Raw genomic sequence first — 18,891 nt, 5'->3', positions numbered from 1 at the left:
CTACTATTTTTTGGGCAAAATAGAAATTTTATAAGCAGGTACTTCTAATGTTTTCTGCACGGCTTCTGTAATCCACGCTTTCACCTGAATGTTTTCGGCTCCTTTTGCTACAACCAGCACTCCTCTCACTTTAGGTTTTAAGGTTTTCACTACGACAGGCTGTTCTTGTTTGGAACCATTCATGATCACTACCTGTTCGTTGCGGGATTGGTCACTTTGAGCGCGAGTCGCTTTTTCTTTATCGGTTTCGTTTGTAGTGGCTTGTCGTTGTTCCCGATTTTTCTCTACCACCACTTCTGGAGTCGAATCGAGATTCACCATCACTTCTACAGAGCCTACTCCTGTTACCTTTTCTAAAATATCCTTGAGCTGGGTTTCAAAACGATTCTCGTATTCCCGAATTAAATCGCCACCTGTTGCATGAGAAGAGAAAGCGGGAGCACTTTTAACCGGATCATCAGGAGGCTGTACAGAACTATAGGTACCTTCTTGTTCTCGTGCTATATCTGGGGTGAACGACAAAAAATCTGTAAAGATCATGAATGCCGCGCCTAAGCAAAGCAGGATAATAAAATAATGAAGCGGCTTCATCTTTTTTGGCTCGTCCTTGGATTGAATCAGTTTCTTTAATGAATTCAGCATAATGGGTCCCCCCTTTCAGATACCGCCCAATCAGCGCTTTTCCGCTTCCCGTTTGGGAGCAATTATTTGGACCTGCTTTATTTCCACACCGCATTCCTTGGCAAGATACGCCGCAATCTCTGCATGAAGCGGGTCTTGTTTTGCCACCGAAGCAGAAGCTACAACGGCTTCATCCTTTCTCTCACTTCTCTCTTGTTGATTATTTAGATTTATTTCAACAGATTGGATCGGCGTAATTTTTTCAATAGGTGGATTTATCCCTTCCTTCCGTTCTTGCCGGGCTTTATTTGTAGGAGGTTGATCGGGCCCAATCGTTGCCGTGATTTCTTTTATTGCTTGTTCTCTGGTGCCATGCGATGCAAACCGAATCGCTACATCTGAGAGCGTCACTCCAAAAGTCAGCTTTACCTTTTCAGTAAGCAGATTACTTAATTGTGAGGAGACATATTGGTTCATTTGATCATCTTTGGCTTGAATTAATTTCTGGGTTAATTGCTCCCACTGTGACTGTTCCTCTTGCTTTTTCTTGTTCTGCTCGTTTTGGTACATGCCAATTTTTGTGGCTATTTCATCTGGCGTAATTTGAAATATAGAGAAGACTGGCGACATGATTGTTAGCAAAATAATAAGCCCCATCACCATTTTCACGTATTGCTGTATCTTCGTATTGGGCAGAATAAGATCCAGAAAGGCGGCTAACAACACTAGCAGAACAACCTTTCGCAACCAGAGATTCAACCATTCCATTTCATTTCACCTACCGAACCATCAAGGATATGTTTCCAGCTGCAATAATGATGGTGATGGCTAAAAAGAACATCAATCCAACTGTTGCTAGGGCTGCAAAAACATACAGCAGACTTTTACCGATAGTACCTAGTGCTTTGATAATCGGGCTATTTCCCAACGGTTGCAGTATCGCTGAGGAAAAATTATAGATAAGGGCCAATATCAGAATTTTCATAGCTGGAAAAGCACATAAGAGGAGCAGAATGATCACACCAGCCAGTCCCACTGCATTTTTAACAAGAACAGAAGCACTTACGACGGTATCTGCTGCATCCGTGAACATTCGCCCAACCACAGGTACAAAATTACCTGTGATATACTTTGCTGTTCGAATCGTGACCCCATCTGCCATTGCTGTGGTAGCTCCCTGAATGCTCAAGATGGCAAGAAAGATTGTTAAAAAGGAACCCATCACTCCCATGGCTACATTTCGAAGCAAGATCGCGAGCTGCGTTACTTTATATCTCTCTGAAAATAGACTCACAATAGACAGCATGGCTGAGAGAAATAAAAGCGGAAAAATGATCGTGGAAATGAGAAACCCGCTTATATTGATCATGAAGACAATAATAGGATGGAACATAGCTGCTGAGGCCATGTTACCCATGGAAGCAAGCAAGGCAAGTACAAGCGGTATCATGGCAAGCATAAAGTCTGACATCCCTTGAATGGCATCCTTGGCATAGGTAATCGCCACATGAAAGCTATTCATCGCAAGCACCATCAGAACCAGATAAGCAATAGCGTAAGCTACGACGGATACTGTATTTTTTTCAAAAGCATTTTGCATGGATTCTAGTAGCATCGCGAATACCGTAATGATGATGATCGAGCTGAGTAGCTTCCCATTCATCAGAATTTCATGAAAGAAGAATTTTAAAATACCTTTAAGCATCCCTGATGGTGACAAACCGCCATCCTCCATCAGCAATTGCATGAAGCCTTTTTGTTTCAGATCTGGCAGGTACCCCTCATACTGGTCCAATGTCTTTTTCCAAAAGGTCTCAATTTGTTGTAGATTTAAATGCTCCGTCTGCTGCTTGACCATTTTTTCTACTGGCGAAAAATTCTCGGGATTTGATGATGCTGCGATGGCACCATTTGCAAAGAATAGCAGAAGAAACAGGAGCAAGAGGGTACATCTGTGCGCCATCGTTCATCCTCACCTCCCTTTAAGCAGGCAGTAAATTGACGACTGTTTCAATAATGATTTGAATAATGGGAACAGCCATGACAAGAATTAGCACTTTGCCAGCCAATTCAATTTTGGAGGCGATTGCCCCTTGTCCAGCATCTCTTGTCACCTGCGCTCCAAATTCGGCAATGTAAGCAATCCCAATAATCTTTAGAATCGTGCTAAGAAACACAAGATTGAGGTCTGCATGGACAGCTAACTTTTCTAAAACACGAATAACATCAGATATCTTTCCAATTAAAAAGGTAAAAATGATGACACCGCTTACGATAGCCAATAAAAAGGCGAATAAGGGTTTTTGTTCTTTGATAACAAGGGCGAGAAGCGTTGCTACTAAGCCCAGACCGACAATTTGTACGATGTCCAACGGCTCCTCACCCCCTAATTAAAAAGGAAGACTCGTTTGACCTCGGTAAATAAATCACCTAGATAATGCGCTACCATAAACAACACAATGATAAATCCGACCAACGTCGCCCATTGAGCAATGTCTTCCTTTCCTGAGGCTTTTAGCACCGTCTGAATTATCGCAACGATAAACCCAACGCCGGCAATTTGAAACACTGGAGTCAAATCAAAGCCCACGCCCCACACCTCGCTCTTACATCATTAATATGACAATGAGAAGTCCGCCTAAAAATCCTAAATTTTTGTACATTTTTTCATACTTGAGCTGTTCTTCCTTGGCCTCTTCTTCTAAACCTCGTAAATGAAAGACTGTTAGTTGCAGATGTTTCTTCTGGTCCTCTCGATCAGAATTTCCCATCACATAGCCTAGGTTCTTTAAAATTTCCTTCTCCTCTTTTCGCAGTGCAGTTAAGCTCCACGTCTGCTCTAATGCGGTTTGCCAGACCATTTGAGTGGATTCGCCTGCATTTGTTTGCAATAGCTCACTAGCCCGCTTGTACAGATTCCCAATGCTGTGGGTCACTCGATCAGAAATTTTTTCAAAGGCTAGCGAGAGGGGCGTAGCTCCATACACGATCTCCGTCTCTAGCATTTGCAAGGAGTGAAGCAAAGCTCTTAATTCTTTTACTCGGTCGCTATAACGCTTTCCGAGCTGGATACCAATGAGAGAGGCTGACACTAGCACTACGATGGCTGCCCCTATCTTAAGCATATGACCTTCTCCTTTTGAATCGATCGCAAGTGTTCATCGTATAGTCCATCCATTGTGCCAGCTCCGTGCTTGCGACTAAGAATCACGTACCGTTTAAAGACTCTTTCCTTGATTAAACGAGAAATCGTAGGCCGCTTCGCGATATCTTCAAGCGAAATTCCGTGAGCGCTGCATAACACTCCTACCCCTGCATGCAAAGCCTCCCATATCGCTTCGCTGTCCTCCTGTCTTCCGATTTCGTCCACCACAACCAGGTCAGGTGACATGGAACGAATCATCATCATCATTCCAATCGCTTTCGGACAAGCGTCCAACACATCGGTGCGCGGCCCTACGTCTCGTTGAGGAATACCATTGTAGCATCCAGCTATTTCGGAGCGTTCGTCCACAATCCCTACTTTTTTGCTAGAAGACCACTCATTCCCGTAACTAATGCTTCTTGCCAAATCACGAAGTAATGTTGTTTTGCCACATTGAGGAGGCGAGATCACCAATGTTGATTGGAATTGCCCCTGATCAAATAAATAGGCTAGAATGTCCCTGGCAACTCCCTTTTTCTCGCGGGCAATCCTTATATTAAAACTGGTAATATCTCGAATTCCTTTAACATCTCCATGCTCTAACACCACCCTGCCGGCGATACCGATACGATGTCCTCCGACAACCGTAATGTAGCCACGTTTTAATTCTTCCTCCAGTGCATAAAGCGAGTGCTGACTAATCTGATTAAGCAATTTCACGCTAGAATCCTCACGAAACATCCACCCTTGGCGAAAATTGGCTGTTAGCTGGCCTGAAGGCGTTACATAACTAGCCTGATGTCCGTAACGAATCTCGATCGGTAAATTTTGTCGTAGTCGAATCTCTTCTACATGTTCTTGCACGTTTACAGGCAGAGCGGCTATCACGGCACGAATCTCTGTCGGCAACAAAGACAAGATATGTTTCATAAAGTCTCCCCTTTGTCCACTCAGACTTATCTCATCCTATGCAGGAAGGGACAACATTTATGACTATCAAGCCAAGGAAAACTAGTACAACTTTTTCCCTTACTAGAGTGACCTACTCTTATGCATGTAGAAGTGAACTAGGAAGGGTTATAAACATCCCGATGTGAGCGATTGGTTATTTCATAGGAATGATAGCCCTCAGGATCAACCTCTTCTTTCACCATTAAAACCTCTCTGCATTGAGGACATTCTAATTCGTGGACATGTGAAACGGTCCCTTTTCTATCTGTATCGTGTAGCGCTTCGTAATAATACGCTTCGTCCGAGTCATCCAAATCGGAGAATCGCTCTCTGTAATTCATCGCTTCTTGATAGTCTTCGTATACCGTTTCATAAAATTCATCATCATCGTATAACAGGTACTCCAGATCGGTTAAATCTTCGTCTACAGCCTCAACATATTGTTCACATTCTTCTACACGTACATGGATCGTTCTCATTTCCGCTACCAAATCATCACAAAGCTGTACAAGTCTATACAAGGCTTTTTCTTCCAACCCTGCTAGTTCTGGGTCCAGTCCCTCCAGTAATCCTTGTAAATAAGCCAAATGCTGTTCCACATGTTCCATAAGAATACCTCCTCACGTATGCTAGTGGGTAGTATTCCCCAGAACCCTCAAGCACTATTTACTTTTTACGCCAATCAAAATGCAAGTTACCCCAATAAAAATCCATAGTATTTTCGTAAGTGATAATTTGTCAGATATACCTACCATTCCAATCGTTGTTGTTGTGAGTAAGATTAAGGGACCAATCAACGCTAAGCTGGAATTATAGATCAATGCTTTTTCAACTTGGTTTACCTTAAGGATGAGCAAAGCTACAATAATTTCCATACTGCCGGACAACAATCGTAGGGACGCCATCCCAATAATTGCCTTTTCCCACATGCACGTCTCTCCCTTCTCTTACCCACTCTATGCAACTTGTCCGCTGTTATGTCCTTTTCGCAATCAAAAATAGATAGGCTTATACCCCTTCGACCATGTAGACACAGACTGCATATGGTAAAACAAATGCCTATGGATTGGAGAGAGCTTACGAATGGAAAAAGAGACTGCGTTCTGGCCGACTCAATGGGTAGATCCATCCTGTACCCGAGAATGTAAGCCACGTCATACCGGAATTACCATGGTAATAGACAAAGGATTAGGCTTGCACGCCATGAAAGATTTGCTACACACTGCTTCCTCCTACATTGATATTTATAAACTAGGCTTCGGAACCTCTGTTCTCTATCCTTTTTCTGTGCTAGAAGAAAAGCTAACATTAGCTCTCTCTCTAGATATTGCGATTATGCCGGGCGGAACCTTTTTTGAAATAGCCTATACACAGGATGGGATTAAGACATATCTGGAACGAATTCGCGATGCTGGATTTAACGCAGTAGAAATTTCAGATGGAAGTATGCCTATTTCCACTCAGGAAAGGCATGACGCGATTTCGATGGCTAGAGAAATGGGCTTTCGCGTATTTTCAGAATATGGTCAAAAGGCGAGTACCTTCCGTGCTGATCAGGAAATGCTCCTGTCAACACTCGTGGGAGACGTGAATGCTGGTGCCGACTATGTCATTGTAGAAGCACGTGAAAGCGGTAATGTGGGAATTTATAACAAACAAGGCGAAATTGATTCAGAATTCGTACGTCAAGTCATACAACAAGCCTCTACGCTAGCAACTAGGCTAATCTGGGAAGCTCCGCAGAAACCCCAACAGGTCGGCTTGTTAAAGACAATCGGACTTGACGCTAATCTAGGAAACATTGCTCCTGTAGATCTCTTATCTCTTGAAACTCTGCGTCGTGGGTTGCGTGGTGATACCGCCTATCAGGTATTAGAAGACAGGAGAAGATTGGTATGCGAATAGAGCTGGTCCCCACCGTTGAAGAAATACGAGTAGAACAGATCATCCATCGAACCGTCATCGTCATTGATGTACTCCGCTCAACTAGCACGATTGTCAGCGCTCTGGCTCACGGTTGTCGGTCCATTAGTGCTACTGAGACAATTAGGCAAGCACTGGCTCTACGGACATCTGAATCTATTCTAGCTGGGGAACGCCATTGCAAAAAAATCACCTCGTTTGATGAAAATAATTCTCCGATTGCTATGAAAAAGGTAAATTGGGAACAGACACCTCATCTAGTGTTAACCACTACAAATGGTACCCGTGCCATGCAAAAAGCCGAGAAGGCTGAGAATTTGTATATCGCTTCTTTTCTAAATGCATCAGCTTGTATAGCTCAAGCCCTTCAATTAAAACGCGATATCACCTTATATTGCTCTGGGACCCGAATGGAATTCGCTCTAGAGGATGGTCTGTGTGCTGGCTACTTAGTGGAGGAGGCGAAGCGTTTTCTCCCCTCCATCGAGGTATGTGATTTAGCGGAAGCAATGCGAGGAGCCTATCAGACATTTGCTCCTTCCCTCTTACAAGTGATGATGAATAGTAAAACGGGAAAACGTCTACAGCAGCATCATTATCAGGAAGATATCGAAATGGCTAGTCAGCTCAATCTTTATAAAATCGTTCCAGTATGTAAGGAAAAATGCATACTCCCCCTGCTTGGCTCATAAGTTTGAGAGGAAGACACAGGACAGGGGTTCGATGAAGCATGCATGTCACAAGCGGTGAAATTATGTTGGTAGTACTCATCATTATTGGCCTGATTGGTCGTTCTCCTATCATTGCTACCGCAGCTAGCTTATTGTTGGTCTTAAAATTAACTTCGTTAGAACGCCTATTTCCGACTGTGGAGAGACGTGGTCTGGAATTGGGCCTTCTCTTTTTAACCGTATCCGTTCTCGTGCCGTTTGCCAGTGAAAAGGTATCGCTTAAGGATGTAACTCCACTGTTTACCACCGTTGTTGGGATTATGGCATTGATAGGGGGTATATTAGCTACCCATCTAAACGGAAAAGGACTGGATATGCTACGTGCTGACCCTCAGTTAATTGTAGGTTTAGTTATTGGTTCTATTATTGGGATTGTATTCTTTAGAGGAGTGCCTGTCGGTCCTTTAATGGCTGCTGGTATAACAGCTTTTTTCATGAAACTATTGGACTGGATAGGCAAAGCAATGTGAGGGTTAGTTATGACAAGAAAAAAGTAAAAATACACCCGCTTATCTGACGTTGGTTCTTAGGAGCTCTGTTTGTCTCTTCTAAGCTTTCCAATGCCATAGGATCGGGTGTATTTTTGTATGTGATCAGCTACATGTTTCTATGAGCTTATCGCACTTCTACTTTTCCTGTAATGGCGTTTAAATAAATATGTTTATCAGCATTCTCTTTTGTGCCTATTGAAACGTAGATTAATTTCGGCTCTGACAATTTCTCTCCATCGACTCCCTTTAGGGTATATGCTAATTGAAGCGGCATGACTTTGAGGTATTCCTGTACAGCCTCCTTTACTGGAACTACTTGACTCTTATCGGGCAGAACAATTTTGTCCTTCCATTGTGTTAGATTTTGGAATCCATTAACCTTTCCCGTAGACGGGTCAACAGAAACCTGATAAGCCAAATCAGGATATTGTTCGATAACCGGTACACCATCCTGACTCTTAAAGAATGAAAAATGCCAGTTACCTGAATTTACAGGGTTAGCCTCTTGCGGCTCTAGAATTTGACTAATTTGTACTTCGATAACCCCTGGATCTACGTATTTTTCCAGAGTAGCGATCGCTTCCTTTAAGGCGTCTTGTTGAGAAACGGTGATCTTACCATCAGCTCTGGGGATATATATTTCCTCCACCTGACCTGTTTTGGCATTCGTAACCACCTCAAGGCGCTTCTCATTGTTTGTTTGCCATTGGAATACATGCTGTTTTGCCCCAAACCTAGATTTCCCTTCCCTCTCACTCACTGGAAGGCCAGTTACCTTCACTCCAAATTGATCCGTCAATAGACGAACCGCTTCTTCCTTGGTTTTGATCATCGTTGGTTTTACGGCTTTGAGTCTGATTGGCTCATGTGTCATACGACGATCATATTCAATTCCATTATTACCCATTCCACGCTCTACTTTTCCAGTACCTGCATCTATATACCAGTTAAGTGTGCGAATTTCACCCATTTGTACATGTGTAACGGTTGGAGTATAGTCAAGCAACGGGCGTTCTTCGATTACCTGATGTGTTTCTGGATCACGCTTGACTACTGAACGCTCGATGTAGCGTAGTTTCATATTATGCGTTAATGCTTCTTCCGCTTTTTTCTGAGAAATTGCTTTTGAGCGATCAGGTAAACTAGCTAGGTCGTACAAGCCTGTTGCTCTGGAGTAATAAGTGATACGTCCTGCTTTATCTACTACAACGGTAAGATTATCCTCTAGCACAGGCAATCCGTTGTAAAAGCGCATGTAGCTAGCTCTGTCAACTGTTCCTTCCTCTTGATAATTGGTAAAATCGTCTCCAAGCATATGCTGTAAAAATAGATTCGCTTTTTCATTCATCAACGACTTTTGTGCCCATTCAACATTCTCATTTCTTGGGCTTTCCAGTCTGTAGTTTTTCAATAATTCGCCTTTTCCCTCCGTTCTGATCATTACCGTATTTCCTTCTTTATCAGCATTCGCTAATGAAAAATGGTATCCAGAGGACTCTATCTCTTTGTTTGTCAAAGCTGCTTCGGTATTTAACTCAGGAATGGCTTCCTTCAGCTTGATAAGCATCGCTTGCTCTGCTTTGTTAAGCTCCCCGTAGGAAGCAATTCTCCCGGAACCATCCACCCATACTGATAGCTTAGCGAAAGGAACAGGTTCTCCGTTTTTCATCTGTTGATAGGAGACATTCATTCCTTTCACATCCAACTGTAGGTATCCACTTTGTGGTGGCTTTATCTCACTTATCGCAATCTGCTGATATTCTTCACTATGATCACCGAGCAGAGATTTCAAAAATAAATCCGCTTTTTCTTTAGCGATCTTTTTGGATGGAATTTGCTCAGAGGAATCTCCCTTAAACCACTTAAACACTTCTACACTCCCAGTTTCCTTGTTGATAGCCACCTTCGCAAGCTTACCGTCCTTTGCTCGTAGCTGAACATTAATTCTGTTATCCGTTGTTTCCCTGATGTTAACCTGATAGCTACTTAAATCAGGGATTGCTTTTTGAAGGGACTGTAGAGCTTTCTCAACGATGGCGTTCGTCTTTTTCTCTGTCAAAGCAGTTGCCGACTGTTTCAACATCTCCTGTAATCCTGCAGGTGTCAATTTCCATACCGTTATCGCCAAAGCAAGGCAGGCTACTGCTGTGGCCACTGTATAAAGTCTGCGATGACGTTTGCGCACACCCATGCTGGCCTTGTCTTTAATCCTTTTTTCTAAATCAGCGGTAAAACGCACATCCTTAGCTGCATTCCGGCTTACAGTCTGGACAGATTCACGAAACTCTTTTTCTACATCCATTCTACTCCCTCCCTTTCTAATAATGACTTAAAGCTCTTTCGTGCCCGATGTAGCTTCGTGCGAACGGCCTCTGCGGATATTTCAAGCACCTGCGCGATTTCCTTTACTGTAAAATCCTCATAGTAATGCAGTAAAATAATCTGCCGGTACTGAGGAGACAATGACATAACCTTCTCTGCCATTTCTGCCTTTGTCAGTTTGCCAATTACCGTCTCCTCTACTCGTTGTCCGGTTTTTTCATATTGATTATGAAGAACATCTTCTTTTTTGAAGGTAGAGAAAATTCGCCGAAAGGACCATGAACGCAAGTATTTTTTTGCTTCGTTAATAGCAATTCGATACAGCCACGTTTTTACATTACTTTCTCCTCGAAATGAATGTAGCCCACGAAAGGCCTTTAGAAATACCTCCTGTGTGATATCCTCCGACATATTACGGTCTTTTACGATGAGATACACCAATTGAATAATTCTCTCTCCGTACTCTGCCATCAGGAATTCCAGATATGCCTCTCTCGTCATAGCAAGATCCTGATCCGCCTGCTTTATATCCTCATACACAATGAAATGCCTCCCCCTTTTCGTTTTGTATGTCTATTTGATCCCGCTAAGTCAAAAACATGACAGTTAATTGTAAAAATTTTATTGATGATGTAAACGTGAGAGACAAATGGCTAGAAAAGGGGATACCTTCGCCTTGCATTATTCCTTGAATGGAGGAAAATTTCAAACAGTTAGATATTTCCGTTTACCAGTTAGCGCTACCGTAAAAGTAGGGATCGTTTCTCAATCTCCCACAGGTGAAGGCTTAACCAGTGATTTTGCTTTTCTCCAGCTTGAACGAATTACATTACGTGACATTCGAGCAGAGAAATAATAAAAAAACAAGCCCTAGATTCCTTCAAACTAGAGGCTTGTTTTCATGTATTCCTTAATGATGCTAATATCAGATAGCAAAAAAACTACCGAAAATCGGCAGTTTCTCTTTGCTATTCTGTGTAGTTATTTTACTTATGCACGAGACACGTACGCTTGAGTACGAGTATCAATGATCAACTTGTCACCTTGGTTAACGAACAATGGTACGTTTACGATAAAGCCAGTTTCCAACGTTGCTTTTTTAGAAGCACCTGTAGCTGTATCACCTTTAATACCTGGTTCTGTTTCTGCAACTTCCAATTCAACTGTGTTTGGAAGCTGGATACCGATCGTCTCACCATTATATTGCATGATTTGAACATTCATGTTTTCTTTAAGGAATTTCAACTCATGCTCAATTTGTTGTTGGGTAAAAGTGATTTGCTCATACGTTTCTGTATTCATGAACGTATAATCATCACCGCTAGCATACAAGTATTGCATTGTGCTTGATTCAATACGAGCAGGGTTTACTTTTTCTCCACCACGGAAGGTCATTTCCGTTACGTTGCCATTGCGCAGGTTACGCAGTTTGGAACGAACGAATGCCGCACCTTTTCCTGGTTTTACGTGTTGGAATTCAAGTACTGAATAAATATTACCGTCAACTTCAATAGTTAAACCAGTGCGAAAATCGTTTACAGAAATCATGCTTTTCCTCCTAAATATAACTCAACCTTACATAGTATAATTTATACCGGCAAAATCAGCAACTCTTTTGGAGTTTTGTTCAGAATCTCGATTCCATTTTCAGTTAATACCACATCATCTTCAATACGTACTCCACCAAGGCCCTCGACATAAATGCCCGGCTCAATTGTTATCACCATACCCGGCTCAAGTACCGTGTCTGAAAGCATCGAGACCGCAGGCGCCTCATGGACGTCCATTCCTAAGCCATGACCAGCAGCATGACCGTAGTAATCCCCATATCCTGCTTCTTTAATGATATCACGCGTCAATGCATCTACTTCTTTACCGGTCATCCCAACCTTTACCCGATTCACACCTTCCAGCTCTGCCCGTAACACAATCTCGTAGATTTCCTTCATTTTCGGATCAGGTTCGCCAACAGCAAAGGTACGTGTCATGTCAGAGTGATAACCCTTATAATGTGCCCCAAAATCAATCGTTACCATATCTCCGGCTTCTATCACTTTTTCACTAGCACGACCATGCGGTAAGGCCCCGCGTTTTCCTGAAGCTACAATGATATCAAAGCCGGAGCCTTTTGCCCCGTGCTTACGCATATAGTATTCCAGCTCACTGGCTACGTCTATTTCACGAATTCCCGGTTTAATCATTTTGATCACATGGGCAAAAGCAGCATCAGATAATTGGGCTGCCTGTCTCATAATAGCTATTTCCGCTTCGTCTTTGTATAAACGCAATTTCTCCACAAGACCCTTCGTAGCCACTAACTCCACATGGTCTAACGTCTGCTTCCAAGCTTCAAAGGTCGCATAGCTTGTATGTTCCGCCTCAAATCCAACCTTTGCTACCTTCATATCTTGGAGCACTTGTTTTATCGTCGGTAATGCTTGACGTTTATTATTAATGACTTCAAAACCTGTACATTCGTTCGTGGCTTGTTCGATATAGCGAAAATCTGTTACAAATTTAGCTTGGTCCAAAGATACGATTGCCCATCCTGTGGAACCACTAAAATTACTAATATACTGACGATTTACTTCGCTCTCAATAATGAGTGCATCTACATTTTGTTCCTTCAATACAGCTCTTAGTTTTTCCAAACGATGTGACATCATGATCTCTCCCATTCTGGTTGACTTCTATGTACTTCTGTTGTGTTGCAAATGGCGAACCATGGCCCGTAATGCCCATTCGTACCCATCGTTACCCAGCCCGACAATCTGTCCCAACGCTACAGGAGCAATGACAGACGTATGACGGAACTCTTCACGCTTGTGAACATTGGAGATGTGAACCTCAATCAAAGGCAACGACACACTGGCTACTGCGTCACGAATCGCATAGCTATAGTGAGTAAACGCCCCAGGGTTCATAATAATCCCATCGTATACATCTCGTGCATCATGAATAGCATCGATTAATACACCTTCATGATTGGATTGAAGATGTCCCATTGAGACATGCAGTTCATTTGCTACCTCTTGCAAATGCGCTACAATATCTTCTAACGTATCCTGGCCGTAAATAGTAGGCTCACGTTTCCCTAATGCATGTAAATTGGGTCCATTTAATACCAAGACAGAGATCATAGTTGGTCATCTCCCTTCCCCCTTAATCTCTGTCTATCTTATCATATTCTTTTCATTGCTACATTATTGGTCTCTTACGTTTTTGCTTCCTCGATATCAAATCTTGCCGCTACAATACTCATCCCAATAAACATCCCTATTGACATAAACCAGAAAAATTCTGTACTCCAGACACCCCATCCCCAGCGATGCATATGAAAAAAATACCCAAATAAATAAAAAAACGCAATTCCATACAATGCCCCAAGCCACCAATTGTATATGTTTCCAAGAACAAAGCTATACACCAAGCATCCGACAAAAATAATTAGAAATAACATTACCACTCCTAAAGCTAGACCTGCGTAGGAATTCTCTCTAGCTTTGCCAATGAATGGACGTGCAAAGACATAGAGCCCGTAAGGAGTAAATTGAAAGAAGTGCATCAGGATACGAAGAATACTCCAGATCAACGTTCCGCATATCGAAAATTCTAAAATGGTCTTCGCCTGGATCGGTTTTGCCTTTAATTTTTTATCAGACGAGGATCGATTTTTAGGTTGCTGCTCTTCAGATTCCTCTGTTTTTAGCCGTTGTTGTTTCGAGATAGTTGCACTCACGTTAATCACCTCGGTACTAGTATGGCTATATCTAGGAAAAACATGAAATATTTCATTGCGAAAAGTACCTTGGAACATTAGGTGGCAGAAGGATATAACTTTCGGTTACAATAGAAATTAAGGATGGTGATTAAATTTGAAGCAACAAAATGTGCCAGCATATGGCGGGCAAGCCGTAATAGAAGGCGTTATGTTTGGCGGTAGAAAAGTGACCGTAACCGCCATCCGCCGAAAGAATCAGGAGATTGAATTCTTTGAAGAGCCTAAAAAGACGATCGCATGGGTGAATAACCTGAAAAAAATTCCTTTTCTTCGCGGTATCGTTGGATTGATTGAGGCAAGTGCCAGCGGAGCTAAGCATCTGAACTTCGCTTCTGAACAATACAGCATGGAATCAGATGATGAGGCAGATAAAAGCTCTGGTCCATCTAAGATGACACTAATATTAGGCGTCGCCGTGGTAGGTGTACTTTCTTTTCTAGTTGGTAAAATTTTATTTACGGTTGTACCAGCTATACTTGCAGGCTTTCTATTTGGAAAATGGGTTCCGGCTGGTGTGTGGCAAAATTTAATTGAAGGCGGAATTAAATTCTTCCTGCTCATCGGCTATATTAGCTTGATTGCCCAGACACCATTGATCAAACGCTTATTTCAATATCACGGCGCTGAACATAAAGTGATTAATGCGTATGAGGCTGGGGTAGAATTAACAGTAAAGAACGTGCAAAGTTTTTCCACCCTACACTACCGTTGTGGCAGTAGCTTTCTCATTTTTTCCATTATTGTCGGGGTGTTTGTATACTCCTTAGTTGATTACCATACAATGTGGGATCGTGTTGTTCAACGGATTATCTTGTTACCAGTGGTAATTGGCGTTTCGTATGAGGTTTTACAAGGAACCAATCTATTGCGAGATATTCCAGTTCTTCGTTTCTTGGGTTATCCTGGGCTCTGGTTGCAGCGCATCACGACAAGAGAACCTGATGATACGCAAGTGGAAGTAGCTATTGCCTCTTTTGAAAAAATGAGGGAACGGGATCAAGAATTTATGAAGAATCAAAACCTTGCTACCACCGGTTAAGTAACCTATCTTAAAGAGGTGAAGCTAGTGAAAAGAGGCTTTCTTTATCCGGTTTTTGGGGTAATCATGCTGTTGGCGGTTGTAGGATTTACAACCCAATTTTTACAGAACCCCGGTACAATGATCGCGTTAATTGCCTTTTCTGCTCTTCTGTTGTATCTTGCGCGTAATTTTTTGAAAACAGGCAAGTTCATGCCGCGGTTCACCAAAAAAACTCCTAAGGTCAGACCAATGAAACCAGGATTAAAGCGATCTGTAACAGCTAATCGTCGCCCCAATCCCTTTCAGGTTATTGAAGGCAGTAAAGGCAGTAAAAAAGACAAACGTGATAAAACGAAACAAAATAAGCCGAAGATGTATCAGTAACAGCTTTCAAACCAGAAAGCTGTTATTTTTTTCACTCCGATAAGCAGTAACGTACTTATTAAAATCCCACTTGTTTAAGAAGTCCTCCGCTGCCTTTTTCCCTGAATCAAATAACTCTTGTCGTTGAGCGGCGCTTAAATGGAAATCAATGGCGCTATAGCCCTTGGTAGGAATGAAAACCGTGCGAATAGCTTCTGCTTTTTTTACATGAAACCGATCATGGGCGTCCATCATGGTCATTAGCAAAGCCTTGGATAAACCGTATAAGCTTTTCACTGTTTGAGGACGAACAGGAACCGACCTATCATTTAAACGAAAGCCAAAGGTCGGCCATAAGGGCCTTTCCTTAGAATCAAACAGCCAAACGGGAAAATTACTCAATAGACCACCATCTACAATGATATGAGGGGTCTTGTTTTTATACAAAAAATAAGGTTGGAAGAAATAGGGGATTGCACAGCTCATTCGAACTGCTTTTGCGATCGGGAAGGTTTCTGGGTTAATTTCAAAATCAGGTAGGTCATCTGGTAGGGTTAGCATGGTGCCAGCACTGATGTCAGAAGCGATGATGCGTAATTTTTCTTTCGGCAAATCACCAAAGGTACGAATTCCTTTTTTGAGCAATAATTGACTGACAAAACGTTCAATTTCATCACTGGGATACAAGCCCTTTTGGACGATCAGGTTATAGCATGAGCCAAGATAAGGAACTTTCGATAAGCCTTTCCTTTTTAAAAATTGCAAAAAATTTAACGTTTCGAATATCTCCCGAAGCTCTTGATGACGATATCCGGCAGCCAACAGAGCGGCAACGATGGAACCTGCTGACGTGCCAGCAACGCTCTCCCACTGGTATCCATGCTGTTCCATCGCCGTAATCGCTCCAATCAAAGCTATCCCCTTCATGCCTCCCCCTTCAAAAACCGCATCTACTCGCATGTGCTCCCTCCATTCATACAAGGATGAATCCACAAATAGTTTATGCGGCAGGATAGTTATCCTACTCCTGAAAATTAGGGATAAAAAACACAAAAAAGCAAGCTTATCTGGCTTGCCTTCTGTGCTACATGGAATCTGGTTTAGTATCCGTGTCCTCTTTTTGTTCGTCTTCCTCTCGAATACGCATGAGTTCAGCAACACGTGAAGGATCCTCTTTTAAAAATTGAACCAAATACTCTATGCTAGCAATGGATTCCCAGCTCAAGTGGTGTTCAATTCCCTCAACGTCCTTATAAATTAAATCCTGATCGACACCGATTAGCGTCAAGAAATCTTCCAGTAATGCATGTCGCCGCACTAAACGTTTACCTACTTTTTTTCCTTTAGCCGTTAAGACTAGCCCGCGATATTTTTCATAGACTAAGTAATTGTCTTTATCTAGTTTCTGTACCATTTTTGTAACAGAGGACGGATGCACCTCTAACGCTTCTGCAATATCGGACACACGAGCATATCCCTTGGTATCAATTAAACTATAAATTCTTTCCAGATAATCTTCCATACTTGGAGTTGGCACTCTCATCCCTCGTTTCAGCCAGTATCGCCAAAGACATATGACTCTATCATACCGCTTTCTTTGCTTTTGTTTCAAGGGAAAGTTGAAAGATTTTCCGGCATTTGCTAAAATAATTGTCCTATTTTAATTTTTTGGTCATCCAAACCAGTTCCTTCCCCAAGTTCACAAAGCGTTCCTGAAGACGTTCGTCCTGCAAGGTGTTGTCCTCTGTAAACGCTTTATAGGAATTAGAAACGCTCGGAGAACCTGGTAACGGATAAGCATGCAAATTACGGAATATAAGCTGTAGTGTATTAACCGTATTCGTTGCTCCCATACTTCCGCCTGCTACGCCAATAATTGCGACTGGTTTTCCCTGTAAAAATCGCCCTTCCAAAAAATCAAACGAGTTTTTCAAAGCACCTGTAATGGTTCCGTGATATTCTGGAGAACCAACCACAAGTGCATCGGCTTCCGCTACTTTCTTCACAAATTGATGAACAATCTCTGGATACGTACTAGCATCGCTTCTAGCATCATATAGAGGCAGTGGCCACTCAGCTAAATGAATTAATTCAACTTCTGCCCCTTCCATCTTTGCTGAATCTAAAACAATTTGCATTACCTTTTTTGTGCTGGATTCAACATTCATCGAGCCTGCTATTCCAACAATCTTCATTAAGAAAACATCCTTCCCTCTAAAAAAGCATTCCATTTATTGCTTTTCGTTTATTTCTATGATAACGAATCTCATTATTTGAGTAAACAAATTTATTTAATAAGTATAAAAATCAAGCTGTTGTTCTGAATGAACAGGCTCCCCTCATAGACTGATATCAGGATATAACTCCTTGTCTTCTTCAACATTTTTCCAACAAGAAGGAAGATGGTCAATGATAAAAAAAACCTTTCGTGTCACGTCCTTACTTACATCCTCGATGCTTGGGGCGGGATTTCTCAGCGGTTATGAATGGTTGCGGTTTTTTACCTACTACGGCACCTGGGGTTCCATTGGTTTAATCTTGGCTATTATAGCGATGACTTGGATTCTGTATGAATCTCTTCACCTAGCCTATCGAAATCAGCTATTCTCCCTGTCTCAGTTTTTAGCCCACCTTATCGGGCCACAGCTCACTCATGTACTTGGTTTCTTTACAGCTCTCATCATCATCTTATACAGTGGGATCATGTTAGCGGATCAAGCAATTTTTTTGGAGCAGACAACCTCCCTATCACCACTGCTTGGTTTACTTGTTTTCCTTGTGCTCGTCTTTTTGGGCGCTAGGCTCCCCAACGCTTCCTTAGCTAAAATAGCCGCAGGGTGCATAGTGGGAGCTGTCATCATTGTATTGTTTTTATATAGCAATCAAACTCATATTCCATTACCCAGTTTATCTTATCAGCTAAACCTAAAATGGCTTTGGAATGGTTTATTATTTACTGGCCTGCATCTATTTTTTAGCATGGCTGTGCTTCTCCCTTTGGTGCGCGAAACAGAGTCACTTTCTTCATTGCGACTTGGCATCGTATTAAGCAGCTTATTGTTTGGTGTTATTGGATTGTTCATTCATTTGCAAATCTTATCGCATTGGCATGATGTTCATACCCACCTCAAGCCCATTGTGGAAATTTTGATGGCTCAATTGCCGTATAGTGTGTATGCTTATCTGCCTATAAGTCTCGGACATGTCATTATACTGGCAAGCATCCTCCTACGCAGTCTAACTGACCCGTTACTTCAGGAGACGCAGGTGAGTGAGCTACCGCTTGTTCTTACCTTAGTAAGCTTTGTAGGGGTAATCTCCTTCTTTGGCATCTTCTTCTCCTTTCTTTACCCCTTGCTTTACAGCACGATCACTTATGTTGGCCTCGCTTTATTAAGCATTCTCATCGTGCAGTTTAGCGGCAAGCGTAAGCCTCCACAGGATACCAACGATACTTGATACTTTGTTCCGACTACACAACAGCACAATAAGGCAGCGACTGTTTTTGCATGACAAAAAGCGCTTCTCCTTGCAGAAATAAC

General features: G+C 42.2%; 25 protein-coding genes. 7 read left to right on the top strand and 18 right to left on the bottom strand.

The window, feature by feature from the left end; all coding sequences use genetic code 11:
* Positions 1-3 precede the first annotated feature (3 nt).
* From spoIIIAG to GOP56_RS01240, 9 genes are all read right to left on the bottom strand, one after another.
* A complete protein-coding gene (spoIIIAG, locus tag GOP56_RS01280) occupies positions 4-642 on the bottom strand; it encodes a stage III sporulation protein AG (protein ID WP_003337895.1) in 639 nt (212 codons plus the stop codon).
* A 30-nt stretch (positions 643-672) separates the two neighbouring features.
* A complete protein-coding gene (spoIIIAF, locus tag GOP56_RS01275; RefSeq protein ID WP_163244279.1) occupies positions 673-1,389 on the bottom strand; it encodes a stage III sporulation protein AF in 717 nt (238 codons plus the stop codon).
* 10 nt (positions 1,390-1,399) lie between these two features.
* A complete protein-coding gene (spoIIIAE, locus tag GOP56_RS01270) occupies positions 1,400-2,584 on the bottom strand; it encodes a stage III sporulation protein AE (RefSeq protein ID WP_003337897.1) in 1,185 nt (394 codons plus the stop codon).
* Positions 2,585-2,603: 19 nt separating this feature from the next.
* On the bottom strand, positions 2,604-2,993 hold the full coding sequence (spoIIIAD, locus tag GOP56_RS01265; RefSeq protein WP_003337898.1) for a stage III sporulation protein AD: 390 nt from the start codon (positions 2,991-2,993) through the stop codon (positions 2,604-2,606).
* Between the two features lie 14 nt (positions 2,994-3,007).
* Positions 3,008-3,211 carry a stage III sporulation protein AC gene (gene spoIIIAC, locus GOP56_RS01260; RefSeq protein WP_003337900.1) on the bottom strand — a complete coding sequence of 68 codons (204 nt, stop codon included), beginning with the start codon at positions 3,209-3,211 and terminating at the stop codon, positions 3,008-3,010.
* A gap of 16 nt (positions 3,212-3,227) precedes the next feature.
* On the bottom strand, positions 3,228-3,746 hold the full coding sequence (gene spoIIIAB, locus GOP56_RS01255) for a stage III sporulation protein SpoIIIAB (protein WP_003343923.1): 519 nt from the start codon (positions 3,744-3,746) through the stop codon (positions 3,228-3,230).
* On the bottom strand, positions 3,734-4,696 hold the full coding sequence (gene spoIIIAA, locus GOP56_RS01250) for a stage III sporulation protein AA (RefSeq protein WP_003343925.1): 963 nt from the start codon (positions 4,694-4,696) through the stop codon (positions 3,734-3,736). The genes spoIIIAB and spoIIIAA overlap by 13 nt, the downstream gene beginning before the upstream one ends.
* Before the next feature lie 137 nt (positions 4,697-4,833).
* Entirely contained in the window at positions 4,834-5,325 is a 492-nt protein-coding gene (locus GOP56_RS01245) for a CD1247 N-terminal domain-containing protein (protein WP_003337903.1), read from the bottom strand.
* A 54-nt stretch (positions 5,326-5,379) separates the two neighbouring features.
* Positions 5,380-5,646: a YqhV family protein gene (locus GOP56_RS01240; RefSeq protein WP_003337904.1), complete on the bottom strand. Its 267-nt coding sequence runs from the start codon at positions 5,644-5,646 to the stop codon at positions 5,380-5,382.
* Between the two features lie 154 nt (positions 5,647-5,800).
* Between GOP56_RS01240 and GOP56_RS01235 the strand changes: the two genes are divergently transcribed.
* The 3 genes from GOP56_RS01235 to GOP56_RS01225 are packed head-to-tail and all read left to right on the top strand — an operon-like array spanning position 5,801 to position 7,841.
* Entirely contained in the window at positions 5,801-6,622 is an 822-nt protein-coding gene (locus GOP56_RS01235) for a phosphosulfolactate synthase (RefSeq protein WP_163244278.1), read from the top strand.
* Positions 6,613-7,332 carry a 2-phosphosulfolactate phosphatase gene (locus GOP56_RS01230; protein WP_101667937.1) on the top strand — a complete coding sequence of 240 codons (720 nt, stop codon included), beginning with the start codon at positions 6,613-6,615 and terminating at the stop codon, positions 7,330-7,332. Before GOP56_RS01235 ends, GOP56_RS01230 begins: the two co-directional genes overlap by 10 nt.
* A 38-nt stretch (positions 7,333-7,370) precedes the next feature.
* A complete protein-coding gene (locus tag GOP56_RS01225) occupies positions 7,371-7,841 on the top strand; it encodes a DUF441 domain-containing protein (RefSeq protein ID WP_003337908.1) in 471 nt (156 codons plus the stop codon).
* A 145-nt stretch (positions 7,842-7,986) separates the two neighbouring features.
* On the opposite strand, the gene GOP56_RS01220 is transcribed toward GOP56_RS01225, so the two are convergent.
* A complete protein-coding gene (locus GOP56_RS01220; RefSeq protein ID WP_163244277.1) occupies positions 7,987-10,164 on the bottom strand; it encodes a YcdB/YcdC domain-containing protein in 2,178 nt (725 codons plus the stop codon).
* Complete coding sequence (locus GOP56_RS01215; protein WP_163244276.1) at positions 10,155-10,724, bottom strand: sigma-70 family RNA polymerase sigma factor; 570 nt, start codon at positions 10,722-10,724, stop codon at positions 10,155-10,157. The genes GOP56_RS01220 and GOP56_RS01215 overlap by 10 nt, the downstream gene beginning before the upstream one ends.
* A gap of 109 nt (positions 10,725-10,833) precedes the next feature.
* On the opposite strand from GOP56_RS01215, the gene GOP56_RS01210 reads away from it, so the two are divergent.
* Positions 10,834-11,040, top strand: a complete 207-nt coding sequence (locus GOP56_RS01210) for a DUF1349 domain-containing protein (RefSeq protein WP_163244275.1) — start codon at positions 10,834-10,836, stop codon at positions 11,038-11,040.
* A gap of 134 nt (positions 11,041-11,174) precedes the next feature.
* Here the strand turns inward: GOP56_RS01210 and efp are convergent, their stop codons facing one another.
* The 4 genes from efp to GOP56_RS01190 all read right to left on the bottom strand — a co-directional run bounded on the left by efp (position 11,175) and on the right by GOP56_RS01190 (position 13,923).
* Positions 11,175-11,732, bottom strand: a complete 558-nt coding sequence (efp, locus tag GOP56_RS01205) for an elongation factor P (RefSeq protein ID WP_163244274.1) — start codon at positions 11,730-11,732, stop codon at positions 11,175-11,177.
* 41 nt (positions 11,733-11,773) lie between these two features.
* The gene (locus GOP56_RS01200) at positions 11,774-12,847 is read right to left on the bottom strand and encodes a M24 family metallopeptidase (protein WP_035318889.1); all 1,074 of its coding nucleotides are present in this window, start codon (positions 12,845-12,847) and stop codon (positions 11,774-11,776) included.
* Between the two features lie 27 nt (positions 12,848-12,874).
* On the bottom strand, positions 12,875-13,324 hold the full coding sequence (gene aroQ / locus GOP56_RS01195) for a type II 3-dehydroquinate dehydratase (RefSeq protein ID WP_163244273.1): 450 nt from the start codon (positions 13,322-13,324) through the stop codon (positions 12,875-12,877).
* A 74-nt stretch (positions 13,325-13,398) separates the two neighbouring features.
* Positions 13,399-13,923: a YqhR family membrane protein gene (locus GOP56_RS01190; RefSeq protein WP_163244272.1), complete on the bottom strand. Its 525-nt coding sequence runs from the start codon at positions 13,921-13,923 to the stop codon at positions 13,399-13,401.
* A gap of 136 nt (positions 13,924-14,059) precedes the next feature.
* On the opposite strand from GOP56_RS01190, the gene GOP56_RS01185 reads away from it, so the two are divergent.
* Together GOP56_RS01185 and GOP56_RS01180 are read left to right on the top strand one after the other, a co-directional pair.
* Positions 14,060-15,004 (top strand): DUF1385 domain-containing protein, encoded by a 945-nt coding sequence (locus GOP56_RS01185; protein WP_003343947.1) that lies wholly within the window; start codon positions 14,060-14,062, stop codon positions 15,002-15,004.
* A 27-nt stretch (positions 15,005-15,031) separates the two neighbouring features.
* Complete coding sequence (locus tag GOP56_RS01180) at positions 15,032-15,370, top strand: TMEM14 family protein (RefSeq protein WP_003343949.1); 339 nt, start codon at positions 15,032-15,034, stop codon at positions 15,368-15,370.
* A 6-nt stretch (positions 15,371-15,376) separates the two neighbouring features.
* Here the strand turns inward: GOP56_RS01180 and GOP56_RS01175 are convergent, their stop codons facing one another.
* The 3 genes from GOP56_RS01175 to GOP56_RS01165 form a co-directional block, all read right to left on the bottom strand.
* Complete coding sequence (locus GOP56_RS01175; protein WP_003337918.1) at positions 15,377-16,309, bottom strand: patatin-like phospholipase family protein; 933 nt, start codon at positions 16,307-16,309, stop codon at positions 15,377-15,379.
* 124 nt (positions 16,310-16,433) lie between these two features.
* Positions 16,434-16,886, bottom strand: coding sequence for a transcriptional regulator MntR (gene mntR / locus GOP56_RS01170; protein ID WP_003337919.1), 453 nt, complete (start codon positions 16,884-16,886; stop codon positions 16,434-16,436).
* Between the two features lie 118 nt (positions 16,887-17,004).
* Positions 17,005-17,544, bottom strand: coding sequence for an NADPH-dependent FMN reductase (locus tag GOP56_RS01165; RefSeq protein ID WP_022585078.1), 540 nt, complete (start codon positions 17,542-17,544; stop codon positions 17,005-17,007).
* 214 nt (positions 17,545-17,758) lie between these two features.
* Here GOP56_RS01165 and GOP56_RS01160 point away from each other — a divergent pair, with 214 nt between their 5' ends.
* Entirely contained in the window at positions 17,759-18,808 is a 1,050-nt protein-coding gene (locus GOP56_RS01160; RefSeq protein ID WP_163244271.1) for a hypothetical protein, read from the top strand.
* Positions 18,809-18,891: the final 83 nt, after the last annotated feature.

Source organism: Brevibacillus sp. 7WMA2, from assembly GCF_010748895.1.
Taxonomy (GTDB): Bacteria; Bacillota; Bacilli; order Brevibacillales; family Brevibacillaceae; genus Brevibacillus_B; species Brevibacillus_B halotolerans.
This window is presented reverse-complemented; position numbering and strand designations above follow the sequence as displayed.

Coding starts and splice junctions, on each gene's coding strand:
- spoIIIAG (WP_003337895.1), bottom strand. CDS start 642: ATGCTGAATTCATTAAAGAAACTGATTCAATCCAAGGACGAGCCAAAA.
- spoIIIAF (WP_163244279.1), bottom strand. CDS start 1,389: ATGGAATGGTTGAATCTCTGGTTGCGAAAGGTTGTTCTGCTAGTGTTG.
- spoIIIAE (WP_003337897.1), bottom strand. CDS start 2,584: ATGGCGCACAGATGTACCCTCTTGCTCCTGTTTCTTCTGCTATTCTTT.
- spoIIIAB (WP_003343923.1), bottom strand. CDS start 3,746: ATGCTTAAGATAGGGGCAGCCATCGTAGTGCTAGTGTCAGCCTCTCTC.
- spoIIIAA (WP_003343925.1), bottom strand. CDS start 4,696: ATGAAACATATCTTGTCTTTGTTGCCGACAGAGATTCGTGCCGTGATA.
- GOP56_RS01245 (WP_003337903.1), bottom strand. CDS start 5,325: ATGGAACATGTGGAACAGCATTTGGCTTATTTACAAGGATTACTGGAG.
- GOP56_RS01240 (WP_003337904.1), bottom strand. CDS start 5,646: ATGTGGGAAAAGGCAATTATTGGGATGGCGTCCCTACGATTGTTGTCC.
- GOP56_RS01235 (WP_163244278.1), top strand. CDS start 5,801: ATGGAAAAAGAGACTGCGTTCTGGCCGACTCAATGGGTAGATCCATCC.
- GOP56_RS01230 (WP_101667937.1), top strand. CDS start 6,613: ATGCGAATAGAGCTGGTCCCCACCGTTGAAGAAATACGAGTAGAACAG.
- GOP56_RS01225 (WP_003337908.1), top strand. CDS start 7,371: ATGCATGTCACAAGCGGTGAAATTATGTTGGTAGTACTCATCATTATT.
- GOP56_RS01220 (WP_163244277.1), bottom strand. CDS start 10,164: ATGGATGTAGAAAAAGAGTTTCGTGAATCTGTCCAGACTGTAAGCCGG.
- GOP56_RS01210 (WP_163244275.1), top strand. CDS start 10,834: ATGGCTAGAAAAGGGGATACCTTCGCCTTGCATTATTCCTTGAATGGA.
- efp (WP_163244274.1), bottom strand. CDS start 11,732: ATGATTTCTGTAAACGATTTTCGCACTGGTTTAACTATTGAAGTTGAC.
- GOP56_RS01200 (WP_035318889.1), bottom strand. CDS start 12,847: ATGTCACATCGTTTGGAAAAACTAAGAGCTGTATTGAAGGAACAAAAT.
- aroQ (WP_163244273.1), bottom strand. CDS start 13,324: ATGATCTCTGTCTTGGTATTAAATGGACCCAATTTACATGCATTAGGG.
- GOP56_RS01175 (WP_003337918.1), bottom strand. CDS start 16,309: ATGCGAGTAGATGCGGTTTTTGAAGGGGGAGGCATGAAGGGGATAGCT.
- GOP56_RS01165 (WP_022585078.1), bottom strand. CDS start 17,544: ATGAAGATTGTTGGAATAGCAGGCTCGATGAATGTTGAATCCAGCACA.
- GOP56_RS01160 (WP_163244271.1), top strand. CDS start 17,759: ATGATAAAAAAAACCTTTCGTGTCACGTCCTTACTTACATCCTCGATG.